This window comes from Winogradskyella haliclonae (genome assembly GCF_014635865.1).
GTDB lineage: Bacteria > Bacteroidota > Bacteroidia > Flavobacteriales > Flavobacteriaceae > Winogradskyella > Winogradskyella haliclonae.
In genome coordinates, this window is record NZ_BMDQ01000001.1 from 1,107,442 (window position 1) to 1,121,710 (window position 14,269).

Annotated in this window: 13 protein-coding genes and 1 tRNA gene; 5 read left to right on the plus strand and 9 right to left on the minus strand. The window is 33.8% G+C overall.

From position 1 onward, the window contains the following. Positions 1-10: 10 nt before the first annotated feature. The 9 genes from IEV10_RS04920 to IEV10_RS04960 form a co-directional block, all read right to left on the minus strand. Positions 11-3,142 (minus strand): TonB-dependent receptor, encoded by a 3,132-nt coding sequence (locus IEV10_RS04920; protein WP_188373571.1) that lies wholly within the window; start codon positions 3,140-3,142, stop codon positions 11-13. Positions 3,143-3,264: 122 nt separating this feature from the next. Further along, positions 3,265-4,233 (minus strand): arsenosugar biosynthesis arsenite methyltransferase ArsM, encoded by a 969-nt coding sequence (gene arsM, locus IEV10_RS04925; protein ID WP_188373572.1) that lies wholly within the window; start codon positions 4,231-4,233, stop codon positions 3,265-3,267. 8 nt (positions 4,234-4,241) lie between these two features. Then, positions 4,242-5,054, minus strand: coding sequence for a purine-nucleoside phosphorylase (locus IEV10_RS04930; RefSeq protein ID WP_188373573.1), 813 nt, complete (start codon positions 5,052-5,054; stop codon positions 4,242-4,244). 70 nt (positions 5,055-5,124) lie between these two features. Then, positions 5,125-5,835 carry a T9SS type A sorting domain-containing protein gene (locus tag IEV10_RS04935; RefSeq protein ID WP_188373574.1) on the minus strand — a complete coding sequence of 237 codons (711 nt, stop codon included), beginning with the start codon at positions 5,833-5,835 and terminating at the stop codon, positions 5,125-5,127. A gap of 17 nt (positions 5,836-5,852) precedes the next feature. Then, positions 5,853-6,452, minus strand: a complete 600-nt coding sequence (locus IEV10_RS04940) for a TIGR04282 family arsenosugar biosynthesis glycosyltransferase (protein WP_188373575.1) — start codon at positions 6,450-6,452, stop codon at positions 5,853-5,855. Next, entirely contained in the window at positions 6,442-6,957 is a 516-nt protein-coding gene (locus IEV10_RS04945; protein WP_188373576.1) for a rhodanese-like domain-containing protein, read from the minus strand. Before IEV10_RS04945 ends, IEV10_RS04940 begins: the two co-directional genes overlap by 11 nt. A gap of 12 nt (positions 6,958-6,969) precedes the next feature. Continuing rightward, complete coding sequence (arsS, locus tag IEV10_RS04950; protein ID WP_188373577.1) at positions 6,970-8,034, minus strand: arsenosugar biosynthesis radical SAM (seleno)protein ArsS; 1,065 nt, start codon at positions 8,032-8,034, stop codon at positions 6,970-6,972. A gap of 9 nt (positions 8,035-8,043) precedes the next feature. Then, positions 8,044-8,379: an arsenosugar biosynthesis-associated peroxidase-like protein gene (locus IEV10_RS04955; RefSeq protein ID WP_188373578.1), complete on the minus strand. Its 336-nt coding sequence runs from the start codon at positions 8,377-8,379 to the stop codon at positions 8,044-8,046. Positions 8,380-8,497: 118 nt separating this feature from the next. After that, positions 8,498-8,573: transfer RNA gene (locus tag IEV10_RS04960), tRNA-Phe, on the minus strand. 106 nt (positions 8,574-8,679) lie between these two features. Here IEV10_RS04960 and IEV10_RS04965 point away from each other — a divergent pair. The 5 genes from IEV10_RS04965 to IEV10_RS04985 all read left to right on the plus strand — a co-directional run bounded on the left by IEV10_RS04965 (position 8,680) and on the right by IEV10_RS04985 (position 14,207). Then, positions 8,680-9,408 (plus strand): type III pantothenate kinase, encoded by a 729-nt coding sequence (locus tag IEV10_RS04965; protein ID WP_188373579.1) that lies wholly within the window; start codon positions 8,680-8,682, stop codon positions 9,406-9,408. Further along, positions 9,408-10,730, plus strand: a complete 1,323-nt coding sequence (gene bamG / locus IEV10_RS04970; RefSeq protein WP_188373580.1) for a BamG family beta-barrel-assembly machinery protein — start codon at positions 9,408-9,410, stop codon at positions 10,728-10,730. The genes IEV10_RS04965 and bamG overlap by 1 nt, the downstream gene beginning before the upstream one ends. Before the next feature lie 14 nt (positions 10,731-10,744). Beyond that, a complete protein-coding gene (locus IEV10_RS04975) occupies positions 10,745-12,130 on the plus strand; it encodes a hypothetical protein (protein WP_188373581.1) in 1,386 nt (461 codons plus the stop codon). Between the two features lie 7 nt (positions 12,131-12,137). Further along, complete coding sequence (gene lptC / locus IEV10_RS04980; protein WP_188373582.1) at positions 12,138-12,692, plus strand: LPS export ABC transporter periplasmic protein LptC; 555 nt, start codon at positions 12,138-12,140, stop codon at positions 12,690-12,692. A gap of 228 nt (positions 12,693-12,920) precedes the next feature. Continuing rightward, positions 12,921-14,207: a hemolysin family protein gene (locus IEV10_RS04985; RefSeq protein ID WP_188373583.1), complete on the plus strand. Its 1,287-nt coding sequence runs from the start codon at positions 12,921-12,923 to the stop codon at positions 14,205-14,207. The last annotated feature ends 62 nt before the right edge of the window (positions 14,208-14,269 follow it).

Genomic DNA, 14,269 nt, shown 5'->3' on the forward strand with positions numbered 1-14,269 from the left:
AGAGTATTGGTTAAAACTGATAAGCCAATCCAAACTGAGCACGCCATCTAGAATTTTCAGTGTCTATTACCCAAGGTGTTGTGTCATTTATATTAAATGTATAGGTTGGTTGCTCATTCTCAATACCTCTAAAATTGAGTAAACTAAAACTAGAATTAACCACATTAGGTACAAAATAGAGTTGACCCCAGTTACGATTTACTAAGTTTAAAACATTAAAGACGTCCATACTTAAACGTAGTTTTTGCTGCTTGCCTATGTTAAAGCTATACTCGAGCTTGGCATCAAGTCTATGATTCCAAGGCGTTCTTGCTCCATTTCGTTCTGTATAATTACCGCGTCTAGAGTTTAGGTAATCGTTGTTGTTAATATAATTGTTGAGGTTTATCCATTGGGTTTCTGCTGTGACTACATTACCGTTAGAATCTGTGAAATCTACCAATTCTATGTCGTTTTCGTTTCTAGGAACAAATACCAAATCATTTCGAGAAGAACCATCTCTATTAACATCACCTTGAACTACAAAAGAAAATGGACTCCCTGCTGTGCCGTTATATAAAAAGGAAACTGATAAATTACTTTTTGTATTTAGATTAAAGTTGTAACTCTGAGATGATACTATTTTGTGTCTCAAATCGAAATTTGAAAATGACAAATCTGGGTTGTTGGAGTTTATAGCCTGATTCCATTCAAAGTTTGCAGCTTGAGAATTTCTTACTGTACTAGAGATGTCTTTACTTTTACCATAGGTATAGCCAAGATAAGCATTATAGTTTTTGGTACTTTTTGATAAGCCCAAGGTTAAGTTATAACGGTAGCCTTTGTTGGTGTTGGTTAATAAAAATACGTTAGTAAAATTTGGATTAATTTTTATATCTGTTCCTGTTTCTAAGAAATATTCACGATTGTCTGCGCCAGTAAAATTACCTTTATTATTTCTTCGGTTTATAGATTGAAAAAAGATGCCCTTTACAACTTTAGAATAAGTGCCTTCTAGGGATAAGTTGAATGATTTAGGGAGTTTTATATCAAGGGCAATATTTGTTTTCCATTCGCGTGGTAAATCAAAATCGTTATCAATTAGATTTATTTCTGTTAAACCAGGTTGTTGCGTAGCAAGGTCTTCTAGATTTTCAATAATTGGAGTAGCTTCAGTCGGACGGATATCTACATTAAAGTAATCTGTTCCTGAAATATATTCGGCATAAGCAAACCATAAATACGGAATTCGACCTGTAAATAAGCCAGAGCCTCCTCTAAGCTGAATGTTCTTATCTTCATTAAAAAAGTAATTAAAACCGACACGAGGATTAATCTGCGGCGCCGAATTTATTTTGTTTTCAAACCTACTAAACTCAGGTGTGTTTCTTACTTCGTCACTTAAAGGTAAATCGTCAAGTAATGCCTGACTATCAAGGCGCACACCGGCCAGAAGGCTAAAACGGTCACTAAATCGTATTCTATCCTGCGCATATAAGCCAAGAGTAAGAATATCTAAAGTTGCAGAAGGTGTATTGCTTACAAAGTCGAAGTTGTTATTGCTTGTTCTGTAAACACCCCGGATCCTCGAAGGCCTGTCGTTTACAAAATCGTCTACTGATCGGTATTGCCAACGTCCATTCCAAGCAGATAAAAACCCGTAATCAATATCGTTATACTGCGCTAAACCACCAACTTTAAAGGTATGCTTATCTTTAATGTACGTCAGTGTATTTGTAATTTGAAATGTATTGAGATCTGTTTTATAAACTGAAGCTTCGCGGTATGTTCCTGCGAAAATTCGGTTAGACTCATCCTGAATTAAAAGATGTGGAAAAACGCGTCCGTCAAAATCTCTATCATCTTTTACGGAGTTATATCCAATATTTAAAACGTTAGATGTGCTTTCGCTAAAACTAGATTTCAATTCGGCCGCTAAACTATTGGCTGTACTTCGGTGTCTGTAGCCTTGATTTCCAAAATTGAAAATTGACTCATTCCATTCCAGATTATCAGAAAAACTTTTAACGTAATTATGCCTCAACGTTAGCTTATGTTTTTTTGAAATATTATAATCTAAACGCGCAAATATTTTTGTGCTTGCGGTCTCAATATTAGCTGAAGTAAAAGTACCAGGGTCGTAATTGTATCTGTTTTTTAATGTTTCTGAGATAAGAGAAACAGTTTCGAAACTAATATTTGAACCAGAGCCCCCAGGAGCATTTAAAAGCGGAAGATTACTTAAAGCCTGTTCTATATTTATATAGTAGAACAGTTTGTCTTTTGCAATAGCACCGCCAATACCGCCACCAACTTGAATGTCGTAAAAGTTGTCCGTGACTTGTCTCTTTCCGTTGGCGTACTTTCCTATTAAAAATTCGTTATTACCAAAACCATAAACTTCAACTTTAGTTTTGTTTCCTCCATTTTTGGTAACTACATTAATGTTGGCACCCGTAAAATTTCCTATACTTACATCAAAAGGTGTGGTCTTTACAGAAAGCTCTTTGATGGCGCCAAATGCAATAGGTTGAGTTCTTGATAAACTCCCTGGCGTACCATTTGCAGAAGAGCCTGATGCTCCACTTGCTGGTTCTTGAAACCCTACAACATCGTTATTGGCAATTCCATCAATATTTAAGTTATTAAAACGGTTACTAGCACCTGCAAATGAATTGAGGTTAGCTTCTGGTAATGTTCTGGTTAAATCTTGTATACTGCGACTTATAGTTGGAGTTTGTTTGATTATACTTTTAGAAATGTGTTTGTCGTTATTTTTTTTAAATCCATTTGGTGAATTTGTAATAACAATTTCATCAAGAGTTTGTTGGTCTTCAATAAGCGTTCTGTCCTTAGTTGTAGTAACTCCAAGTCGTATAACTACAGGTTGAATTATTTCAGTTTTAAAACCTAGAAGACTAATCTCAACCTTATAATTAGTCCCTGGTGGAAGATTACTTACTAAGTAGTAACCTGACTCTTGAGATGTGCTTCCGTATTTAAAGTTTGTGTCTAAATCTGTTACTAAAATATTGGCAAAGGATAAGGGTTGATTTGATATGTCTGAAATTTTACCATCTAATCTACCTGTGGTTTCTTGGGCGAAAATTGATAAGGAAATAAATAATAATATGTAAAGAAAGATAGTATTTCTAGGTAGCATTAATTAGAGTTTAGAGACAAGTAGTCATTTGGTCTACAATTTCCTTACAGTCCAAAGACATTTTAACCTAGCATAGTTATGCTAGGTTAAAAAATAATAATAAATGATTTTACTTTTATTATTTAGCAGCAACCACCACCATCGTAGTGATAAGTAGATTCGCTGATAAAAATATCATCTCTACCTAAATCGGCTAGAGCGCCTGCAGTTTTATCACAAATAGCTATAGGTTGATTTTTAAGTAAGATATGTCCTTTGTTGTCATCAAAATAGGGTTCTTCCCCATAATAGATGGCTGCTTTTCCTGTAAAAATACATGGGCCATCTTCTGGCATTGGGTCTTTAATAGCCGCAACTTCTATAGATTCTATATAGATGAGTTCTTCAGTTGGATAATTCTTTGGGTCAAGAATGCGGTAAGGTTTACGTGCACGAATTTCGATAGTTCCAAAACCAGCATCGGTTAATGCTTTTACATATTCTGCAATAGGCAAGCTTCCGCTAAGACACAATGCACGTAGCCTATCATCATTACGCAATGTATCGTTCATTGGTTGCTCACAAGTTGGGTCGCTCATTACAAGACGGCCATGAGGTTTGAGTACGCGATACATCTCATCAATGGCTTTCTTTAAGTCTTCTGCTTTAAAAATATTGAATAGGCAATTTTGAGCGGCAACATCTATGCTATTATCTTCTACAGGAAGATTTAATGCGTCTCCTTTTTTAAGCTCTACAAATTCACTTTTAAACCAATCGTTTTGCGCTTCGGCTTCAATGAAATTTTTACGTGATGCTTCTAGCATTTCATCTACAACATCAACACCAATAACACCACCTTTTTGACGATTGAAATAGGAGAATTGTAAGAGCTCCATACCACCACCTACGCCTACATATAGCATTTTTGGATTATTGGTCAAATCACGTGCATTAACGGTACTTCCGCAACCGTAATTCATCTCTTGCATGATTCTAGGAATTTTTAATCCAGGCAACTCCCATATAGGGTTTGTTGTACAACACAAACCAACATCTGGTGTTAAGGCAGCTTCTTTATATAAATCGTTTGTAGCTTCTAAATAACTCATAATCTCTCTTATAACGTTTTTATTAATTCTTTAAAAAGGGTAATCATATTTGGTTCTGCTTTTCCTGCCATAGCTATTATTTCTGCAATATCAACAGGTTTTAAATTATTTGGGTCGCATTCATCGGTTAAAACTGACACCGCAGCTACCTTTAAATTTAAATGATTTGCAACAATAACCTCAGGCACAGTACTCATGCCTACTGCATCAGCTCCGATAATATTAAGCATACGATACTCAGCACGAGTTTCTAATTGTGGTCCAACAACAGAAGCGTAAACACCTTTGTGTAATTTAATATTATTAGCAATTGCAATGGCTTCAATCTTTGAATTGATGTCATGATTATATGGCACACTCATGTCTGTAAAGCGTTCACCTAATTCTTCAACGCCTTTAAAGGCTAAAGGAGAACTGCCTTGTAGATTAATGTGGTCATCAATTAGCATGATTTCCCCTTTCTTAAAGCCCAGATTTATGGCTCCAGCAGCATTAGATACCAAAAGGGTTTTTATACCTAGTTTTTCCATAATACGCACAGGGAAAGTCACATCTTGAAGCGAATAGCCTTCATAAACATGAAAACGACCTTGCATCACCACCACTTTTTTGCCTGCCAATATTCCATAAATCAATTTCCCTTTATGAAACTCTACTGTTGCTGTAGGGAAATTAGGGATATGGTTGTAGCTAGCTTCAGCAATAACCTCAATTTCACTAATAAGTTGTCCTAAACCAGTACCTAAAATTATTCCTACTTCAGGATTGTCAAATCCTTTTTTCTGAAGGTATTCAGTGCTTTCTGTTATGTATTTTGTCATGATAAAAAAATCGTAGTTATAGTATCAAATGTATCTATAACTACGATTGTAAACAATTTTTAAATTATAATTATTCTATAATTAATCGTTTTGTTGTTTGTTTGCCTTCTGCTTCAATCTTAACTAAGTAAATGCCTGTCTTAAGACCAGACAAGTCCATTTCAGAATTTAACGCTAGTGTTTTTTGATACACCCTATTCCCTAAGATATTATATACTGAAACTTGAGCGTCTTCATTAGTTTGCGCTTGTAAAGTTATATTTCCGTTTGAAGGATTTGGATAAATTGCAACTTTTGAAAGTGTGTTGTTATCTAAATTAAGAGAAGCGCAATCTGCTCCAGTATTAGCTCCAAGGGCTACATATCCCCAACGTTCATTAATTACAATACATTCTATAACTATATAGTCGAAATCTGCCAATTCTACATTAGAAGGTAATGCGAAAGTCATCATGCCAGTTATAGGAGAAGTTCCTGGTCCTCCAGTGCCTCCATCATCATTAATTAATTGAGATGATATTTGTATTGCGTCTGCTCCTGGAGTTTTAATATCGTCCATTTTTGAAACATAAACTCTTAAATCTGCTCCCTGAACTGTGGCGAAATTAGATTCAAAGATTACGTCTTTATCACCAGAAGTGGTAAATGTAATATTAGCATCGCCACTTATAGCATATGCAGGGTCACTTTGAACAAAGCTGCCGCCTCTTGAACATTGTGCATTAATAAATTGAAATGAAGCCATAGAAATTACGGCTAAAAAAAGTAGTTGTTTTTTCATGAAAAATTGGTGTTAGTTTAAAACAAATAGTCAAATTCTTTGTAAGGTTTTAAATCCTCTAAATAATCTATGTCGTTTAAAGTTTCTAAAACATACAGTGATTGTCCAAAAAAATCTTTTTTTGTTTGTTTTAACACTGTTTCTGTACCCCAATCTTTGTCTATAAATACACTTTTGTTAAGGGTTTTTATGCCTAAAAGATAATAGCCTCCATCTTCTGCGGGGCCAATGACAGCGTCGTTTTCTTCGAGTCTCTGGTAAGCTTTTTTAATGGTGTCCTCATTTAAATCTAATAAGTCACTACCGACGATTATTATCTTTTTAAATTTTTTAGAGAATAGTACTTCAAAAGCATTTTGCATACGCTCACCAAGATCATTTCCTTGTTGTAGTTGTTTATGAAAAAAAGCATCTTCCCAGATATCATCTTTCTGAATGTTTTCAGAATAAAATACAAAACGTTCAGCATCTACTTTTTTAGTAATACTTGCTGTGTGTTGAAGTAAGTGCGTATAGATTTTTAAAGCCTCTTCGTTACCTACGGAATTGGCTAATCGTGTTTTGCATTTGCCTAATTCGGGATTTCTAGTAAAAATAATTAATGCCTTATCGGTCATTTTTTTTTGGTTTGGGGTAAATTTTTATGCCATTTTTTAACCATTTGCTCCACTCTTCAGAAAATGCATGCACACTATCGGTTGGTTTGTTGTTGGAATTATAGACTTCAAAATTATTATTCTTCCATTCAAAAATACCACCATAAAGGTTTTGTACATTAGTGTAACCAGCTTCTTTGAGTTTTTCGCCAATAGTCTCCGATCGTATGCCAAGGGAACAATACACAACAATAAGTTGATCTTTATCCTTGATTTTATCTGTTACTGTTTTTAAATCAAAAAAGTCATAACCTACACAAATAGCATCTTTAAGGTGACTGACTTGGTATTCTTTTTGTTCTCTAGCATCTAAAAGAATAGCTTTAGTTTTTGGCATTACCAATTCTTGAATTGTAATGTAAGGAACACCCTTGTCATTGTACTGTTTTAATAATTCTGAAAGTGATTCTTGAGAGAATCCAGATACTGAAACCAAAAGCGATATAGATATAATAATACGTTTCATGATTGCAAAAATCTAAGCTACCGTACCTTGACAACTACTTCCGGCCCCAGCAGTGCAGCCATAGCAGTGTTGTGAAATGACGATATTTCTGCCTTCAAGCAATTCAGTTTTGTATTCCGAAATATGTTTAGATTTACTATTTACTGGTAGATCTAACATCTGGTTAAAATCGCAATCAAATAAATATCCATCCCAACTTACAGAAAGTGTATTGGTACACATTACATTTTCTACTGCCATTGGATTGTAGGCTTCGACTAAACTATACATGTAATCTTCATAATTTTCTGAAGCAATTAAATAATCTAGAAAACGAGAAATAGGTAAATTAGTTATTGCAAATAAGTTATGAAATTGAATGCCAAAATCTTCCATCAAGGCTTTTTTAAAGTCCTTTTCCATACTGGCTTGGTCTCCAGGTAAAAATGCACCTGAAGGATTGTAAACCAAGTCAAGTTTTAACTCACTATCAGGCATTCCGTAGCCAACAGCATTAAGTTCTTGTAAAGCCTTTATGGACATGTCAAAAACACCTTCACCACGTTGTTTATCGGTCTTTCCACGTGTCCAATGCGGCATTGAACTCACCACATGAATGTTATGTTTTTTAAAAAATTCTGGCAAATCGTAATATTTTTTATTGGCTCTAATAATAGTGAGATTAGAACGCACGATAAAATCTTTAATTCCAATTTTTGAAGCTTCTTCTACAAACCATCTAAAGTTTGGATTCATTTCGGGAGCGCCACCAGTCAAGTCAAGCGTATGGGCACCGGTAGTTTTTACCACATCTAAAATTTGTTTCATGGTATCCTTGGTCATGATCTCTTTACGGTCAGGACCAGCATCTACGTGGCAGTGCTCGCAAACTTGATTGCACATGTAACCTACGTTAATCTGAAGTATTTCTAAAGCTTTCGCTTTTAGTGGAAACTGATTAGTCTCGGCAATTTTGTTTTTAAAAGTTGGTAATTCGCCATTTTGAAAAATACCGTTTGATAAAATTTCAAGCTGCTTATTTGTATTTGCTAAATCACTCTGTCTTTTTTTTAGCGATTGCGTTTTTAATTTTGTCATATATAAAGACTATCCGTCTAGTTTATTTACTTTATTCATCATTTGTACACCATGCACTAGCGTTGCACCACTCTTTATGGCTGCACCAACATGAATGGCTTCCATCATTTCTTCTTTGGTTACACCGCGCTGTAAACCATCTTTAGTGTATGCATCAATGCAATATGGGCATTGTTCTGTGTGTGCAACTGCCAAAGCTATAAGTGATTTTTCACGAGCGGATAAGGCACCTTCTTCGAAGACTTTTCCGTAATATTCAAAAAATTTATTCCCCAATTCTTCGCCCCATTCGGTAATTTTTCCAAATTTTCTTAGATCTGAAGGGTCATAGTATGTTTTAGACATATAAAATGGTATTGTTTTAATTGAAAAACAAGATAATATTTTAGGACGAAGTAAAACCCTAAAGCTTACATAAAATCTTAAAACCAAAAAACCCGACTCAAACGAATCGGGTTTTTGATGGTGGTGCCTCCAGGAATCGAACCAGGGACACAAGGATTTTCAGTCCTTTGCTCTACCAACTGAGCTAAGGCACCAGTTGCTTCATTGCTAAAGCGGATGCAAATATAAATTCATTTTTAGTATTACCAAAAAGAAAATTGTAAAATTTGATTTTATAAATTTGTCTTTTCTCAAAAGCCTATGAATCTTATTGTTGATGTCGGAAATACCTTGGTAAAATTTGCCATATTCGAAAAGGATAATCTTATTTGTAAAGAAAGTTTTAAGCTTTCTCAATTCAAAAAAGAATATAAAGCAATTAAAAAACAGTTTCCTAAATTAAAATCTGCGATTGTTTCTTCTGTTGGTCGACTTTCTGATCAGCAAATTGATTTAATTAAAGCAGATTTTAGTGTATTGGAGTTAAATTCAAAAGCCAAAGTACCTTTCACAAACAAATACAAAACGCCAGAAACTCTTGGCGTAGATCGTATAGCTTTGGTTAGTGCATCTATGCTAAAGTATTCTGAAAAAAATGTACTTATAATTGATGTAGGAACATGCATTACATACGATTTTATTACCAACGAAAATGAATACTTAGGTGGTGCCATTTCACCAGGTTTAAGATTGCGTTATAAATCGCTGAATAATTTAACAGCAAATCTTCCGTTATTAGAAACCAAAGTGCCAAAAACTATAGTTGGAGATAGTACAGAAACATCCATACATTCAGGAGTGGTTTTAGGAACTATTAACGAGATTGATGGTGTAATTAACACTTATAAAGAAAAATATTCAGATTTAACAGTTATTTTAACAGGAGGCGATGCTAAAATGTTGTCTAAACAATTAAAAAGTAGCATATTTGCGAACTCGGATTTTCTGCTTGAAGGTCTAAATTATATTCTAGAATTTAATTCGAAATAATGATTAAAAAATTTGTTGTAATTCTTATTGCAATTATTGGCTGTCAAGTCTATGCCCAACAGGGGACAGCATCACCATATTCTTTTTATGGAATTGGGAGCTTAAAGTTTAGGGGTACAGTTGAGAGTAGAGGAATGGGTAGTATAGGTTCTTATATAGACAGTTTACACATTAATCTTAGAAATCCAGCATCTTATGCAGGTAAAAACCTTAAAGCCTCTCCTTATGATGGTGAGAGTAGGCCTGTAAAGTTTTCTGTTGCAGGGTCATATAGTAGTATTAGTCTAAATAGTGATACAGCATCAGAGAATGCAAGTGCTTCGGCATTTGATTATTTGGCGTTATCAATTCCTTTAGGAAGATTTGGAGCAGGATTAGGTTTGTTGCCATTTACATCTGTTGGATACAAATTACAAGATATCAATAGTGCTGAAAATAGAATTGATTATCGTTACGAAGGAGAGGGAGGACTTAATAAAGCTTTTTTTAGTTTAGGCTACTTAATTAATGATAATTTTTCTATCGGTATTGATGCTAATTATAATTTTGGTAATACTCAAAATAGTGCTATTCAGTTTTTGTATGATACAAATGGGAATATTGTGCAATTTGCAACTAAGGAAAACAATAGGTCAGACTTAAGTGGTCTTAATTTTAATTTTGGAGCTGCTTATAAGGGTAAATTAACAGATAAGTTAGAATTATCGGCTACGGCTACATATTCACCAGAAAGTAGCTTAACTTCAAAAAATGACCGATCAATTTCTACGGTAATAGTTTCAGTATTTGGGGATGAGTTTGTCCAAAACACTATTGACGCAGATTTATCTGGTACTGGACTAGAAGAAACAGATCTTAATTTACCAAACAGAATTTCTTTTGGATTAGGTATTGGTGAAACATCTAAGTGGTTTGCAGGTGCAGAATATGTTTCTCAGAATACCAGTGTTTTTGACAATCCTATTTTTAGTACAACCAACTCATCCTATGAAAACGCATCTTCTTTTGCTGTAGGTGGGTTTTATATTCCTAATCATAGATCTCTATCAAGTTACTTTAAGAGAGTGGTTTATAGAGCTGGTGCTCGTTTCGAAAATACGGGTTTAATTGTTAATAATCAATCAATAGATGAGTTTGGCATATCTTTTGGTTTAGGTTTACCAGTTGGCCCTTCAACGAATACATTTTCTGAAATTAATTTAGGTTTTGAGTTTGGCCAAAGAGGAACAAAGAACAGCAATTTAATTCAGGAAAATTTCTTTAATGTCAACGTAAGTCTATCTTTGAGCGATAGATGGTTTAAAAAACGAAAATATAACTAACAAAAATTTAAAAGATGAAGACGAAGATTACATTACTACTCATAGCTTTACTTGTTGGCTTTAGCAATAGTTATGCTCAGCAAGATGAAGAGTGTATGAACAACTTATCTATTTTTGATTCTTATGCTAAGAATAAAAAATATGATGAAGCCTATGAGTCTTGGATGAAAGTGAAGACTAAATGCCCTAAGTTTAATAGAGCTATTTATGTTAGAGGAGAAAAGATTTTGGAGCACAAAATCAAAAACAATACTGGAGCAGAAAAATTAGGTTTTGTAAAGGACTTATTAAGCTTATATGATGATTATAACAAGTACTATGCATCTAAATTTCCGGCTGGTAAAATGTATGCTAAAAAAGGTAAATTATCATTTAAGTACAGAAAAGAATTAGGCTTATCAGATAATGATATTTATAAAATATTTGACGATGCTTACAACAATCATTTGAATAGTTTTGACGACCCAGGAGCACTTTATAGATATTTTGATTTAAAGGTCAACGCATATGATGCTGGGAGTAAGTCTACCCAAGAAACTCAATCTCTTTTTGATAAGTATGATGATATAAATGATAAGATTGAAGAAGAAGTAAGTAAAGCTTCTGAAGGCTTAAATAAACTCATTCAAAAAGAAGAATCAGGTGGGGCTCTAACAAAAAAAGAGGGTCAGTATAAGAAACGTTATGAAGGTTTGCTTAAGGCTTTTGACCAAATTTCAGGAAGTTTAGATGGTATAATTAGTGAGAGAGCAACTTGCGATGTGTTGATCCCATTATATCAAAAGAATTTTGAAGAGAATAAGACTGATTCAAAATGGCTACAGCGTGCTATGAATAAGATGTATTCTAAAGATTGTACAGATGACCCAATGTTTATCAAAATCGTGCAACAGAAAAATTCTATTGAGCCAAATGCTGACACAGCATATTACTTAGGTGTATTAAAAGAAAAAGAAGGTAAAACTTCTGAAGCAGAGCAATATTATAAGCAGTCAATGGACTTGCAAACGGATCCTTTAAAAAAGTGGAAGTTGGTATACCGTCTTGCAGAAAAGAACAGAAAGAAAGGGTCTTATGGTAAAGCTAGACAATTATATAGAGAAGCTTTAAAATTGAATCCTTCTAATGGAAATCCATACCTGAGAATTGCAGGTATGTATGCGAGTAGTGCTAATAGTTGTGGAAATGATGTCTTTAGTAAAAGAGCAGTATATTGGTTAGCAGCTTCAGAAGCGCGTAAAGCAGGTAATGTAGATGGTCGTTTAAAGAAAGCGGCATCACAAACTGCAGCCAGTTACGCAGCAAAAGCTCCAGACAAGAGTATGATTTTTACTAAAGGTAATTCTGGACAAACAATTAAAATTGGATGTTGGATTGGTGCATCTGTTAGAGTACCTTAATAATTGAGTGAAAACAAACTATTTACATATAATTTTTAACATAGTCACAGCAATTGCTGTGACTATGTTTTTTTCATGTAAAAACAACTTTAAAGATGTACAGCAAGTTGGTGTTTTGCAAAATGAGCCTATTGGTTTAGCAGATACCATAAACCTAAAGTATACAGATTCCTTTAAGTTAAAAGCCAATCTTTTAAGTCCTAAAATGCTAGATTACTCAAATCGTAATTTTGCATTTTCAGAATTCCCAGAAGGTATAGAGCTTATTATTTATGATGATGATGGGAATAAAAGTAAAATCTTTGCGGATTATGCTATTATTTATAGCGAAACAGATTTAGTTGACCTTCGCGGTAATGTTATTTTGGCCACTCATAAAAAAGATTCTTTGTTTACACCACAAATGTATTTTGACCAAACAAACGAATGGGTGTTTACAAATAAAGAGTTTAGACTACGTTCTGAAGGTACAGATGTCTCTGGTAGAGGTTTTGATTCTGATAGAAATTTTGATGATTACGAAATGCTTGAATTCGCAGGCGATATCGAAGTCAATAATTAACTACCTTTGTGCTACAATATGTAGATTATCATGATTAAAGCACTTAAAATTTTTCAATACGCATATATAATATTCGCAGTTCTATTTGCTTGGGACGCCATATCTAATTGGACTACAGATAGAAGTCGTAGTTATATATCCTTACTATTCACTGCACTCGCAGTATTTATGTTTTTCTTTCGTAAACGTTTTAGGAAAAAATTTCAAGATCGTCATAAAAAATAATTTATGTCTATTGATGCTGTAATTATTATTGTATCACTCTTACTATCCGCGTTTTTTTCTGGGATGGAGATTGCGTATGTGTCTTCTAATAAAATTCATATAGAATTAGAGAAAAAACAAGGTGATTTTTTAGGTAAACTTCTTGCAAAACTTACTGCAAAACCTTCAAAGTTTATTACCACTATGCTTATTGGTAATAACATTGCATTGGTGATCTATGGTTTTAAGATGGGAGAGGTTTTGGTGCATTGGTTTCAGACGTTCTCTACTGATAATGCGATTGTTAATTATTTGTTTTTTGAACTTCAATTACTGTCTCAGACTATAATTTCTACAGCTATTATTTTATTGACGGCAGAATTTTTGCCAAAAGTATTTTTTCAAATATATTCAAACACATTGCTTAAGTTTTTTGCGCTGCCAGCATACTTATTTTATTTGATTTTTACACCAATTTCTGAGTTTGTTATATGGATTTCTGACTTTGTACTCAAGACCTTTTTTAAGACCGAAGGTGACGCAGTAGAGTTGGCGCTGACCAAAGTTGAGTTAGGGAATTTTATTACTGAGCAAATGGAGTCTGTTGAAGAGCATGATGAGGTCGATAGTGAGATACAAATTTTTCAGAATGCTTTAGAATTCTCAGAAGTAAAAGCTAGAGAAGTCATGGTGCCACGGACAGAAATCATGGCAATAGACATTTCAGAATCAATAGAAAATTTACGACAACTTTTTGTAGATACAGGCTATACTAAAATAATAGTCTATAAAGAATCTATAGATGATATTATTGGCTATGTGCACTCTTTTGAGTTGTTTAAAAAACCTAAGACTATAAAATCGATTGTAATGCCTGTAGTTTTTGTACCAGAAACGATTCGTATTAAAGACGTACTTAATCTGCTCACAAAAAAAAGAAAAAGTATTGCAATAGTTATTGATGAGTATGGTGGTACTTCAGGTATGATGACTGTAGAGGATATTATTGAAGAACTATTTGGCGAAATTGAAGATGAACATGATAGTATAGAACTTACAGAAGAACAGCTTACAGAAGATAGTTTTAACTTTTCTGCACGATTAGAAGTTGATTACATAAACGAGACATACAAAATCAACTTACCAGAAAGTGAAGCTTATGAAACTTTAGGTGGTTTAATAGTCAATTATACTGAAGATATTCCAGAGCTTGGAGAAACGATTATAATAGAAAATTTCAAGTTCAAAATAACAGAGGTATCATTAACAAAAATAGATAGTGTTCATCTCAAATTAATACCCGAAGACTAATCCTATTCTTGTCAGTCAAAAAAGAGGCTTCATCCTTTTATTATTTGGTATAAAATGTTATT

Bases quoted from the DNA above. Each gene is read 5' to 3' on its own strand.
- IEV10_RS04920 (WP_188373571.1), bottom strand. From the start codon at position 3,142: ATGCTACCTAGAAATACTATCTTTCTTTACATATTATTATTTATTTCC.
- arsM (WP_188373572.1), bottom strand. From the start codon at position 4,233: ATGAGTTATTTAGAAGCTACAAACGATTTATATAAAGAAGCTGCCTTA.
- IEV10_RS04930 (WP_188373573.1), bottom strand. From the start codon at position 5,054: ATGACAAAATACATAACAGAAAGCACTGAATACCTTCAGAAAAAAGGA.
- IEV10_RS04935 (WP_188373574.1), bottom strand. From the start codon at position 5,835: ATGAAAAAACAACTACTTTTTTTAGCCGTAATTTCTATGGCTTCATTT.
- IEV10_RS04940 (WP_188373575.1), bottom strand. From the start codon at position 6,452: ATGACCGATAAGGCATTAATTATTTTTACTAGAAATCCCGAATTAGGC.
- IEV10_RS04945 (WP_188373576.1), bottom strand. From the start codon at position 6,957: ATGAAACGTATTATTATATCTATATCGCTTTTGGTTTCAGTATCTGGA.
- arsS (WP_188373577.1), bottom strand. From the start codon at position 8,034: ATGACAAAATTAAAAACGCAATCGCTAAAAAAAAGACAGAGTGATTTA.
- IEV10_RS04955 (WP_188373578.1), bottom strand. From the start codon at position 8,379: ATGTCTAAAACATACTATGACCCTTCAGATCTAAGAAAATTTGGAAAA.
- IEV10_RS04965 (WP_188373579.1), top strand. From the start codon at position 8,680: ATGAATCTTATTGTTGATGTCGGAAATACCTTGGTAAAATTTGCCATA.
- bamG (WP_188373580.1), top strand. From the start codon at position 9,408: ATGATTAAAAAATTTGTTGTAATTCTTATTGCAATTATTGGCTGTCAA.
- IEV10_RS04975 (WP_188373581.1), top strand. From the start codon at position 10,745: ATGAAGACGAAGATTACATTACTACTCATAGCTTTACTTGTTGGCTTT.
- IEV10_RS04985 (WP_188373583.1), top strand. From the start codon at position 12,921: ATGTCTATTGATGCTGTAATTATTATTGTATCACTCTTACTATCCGCG.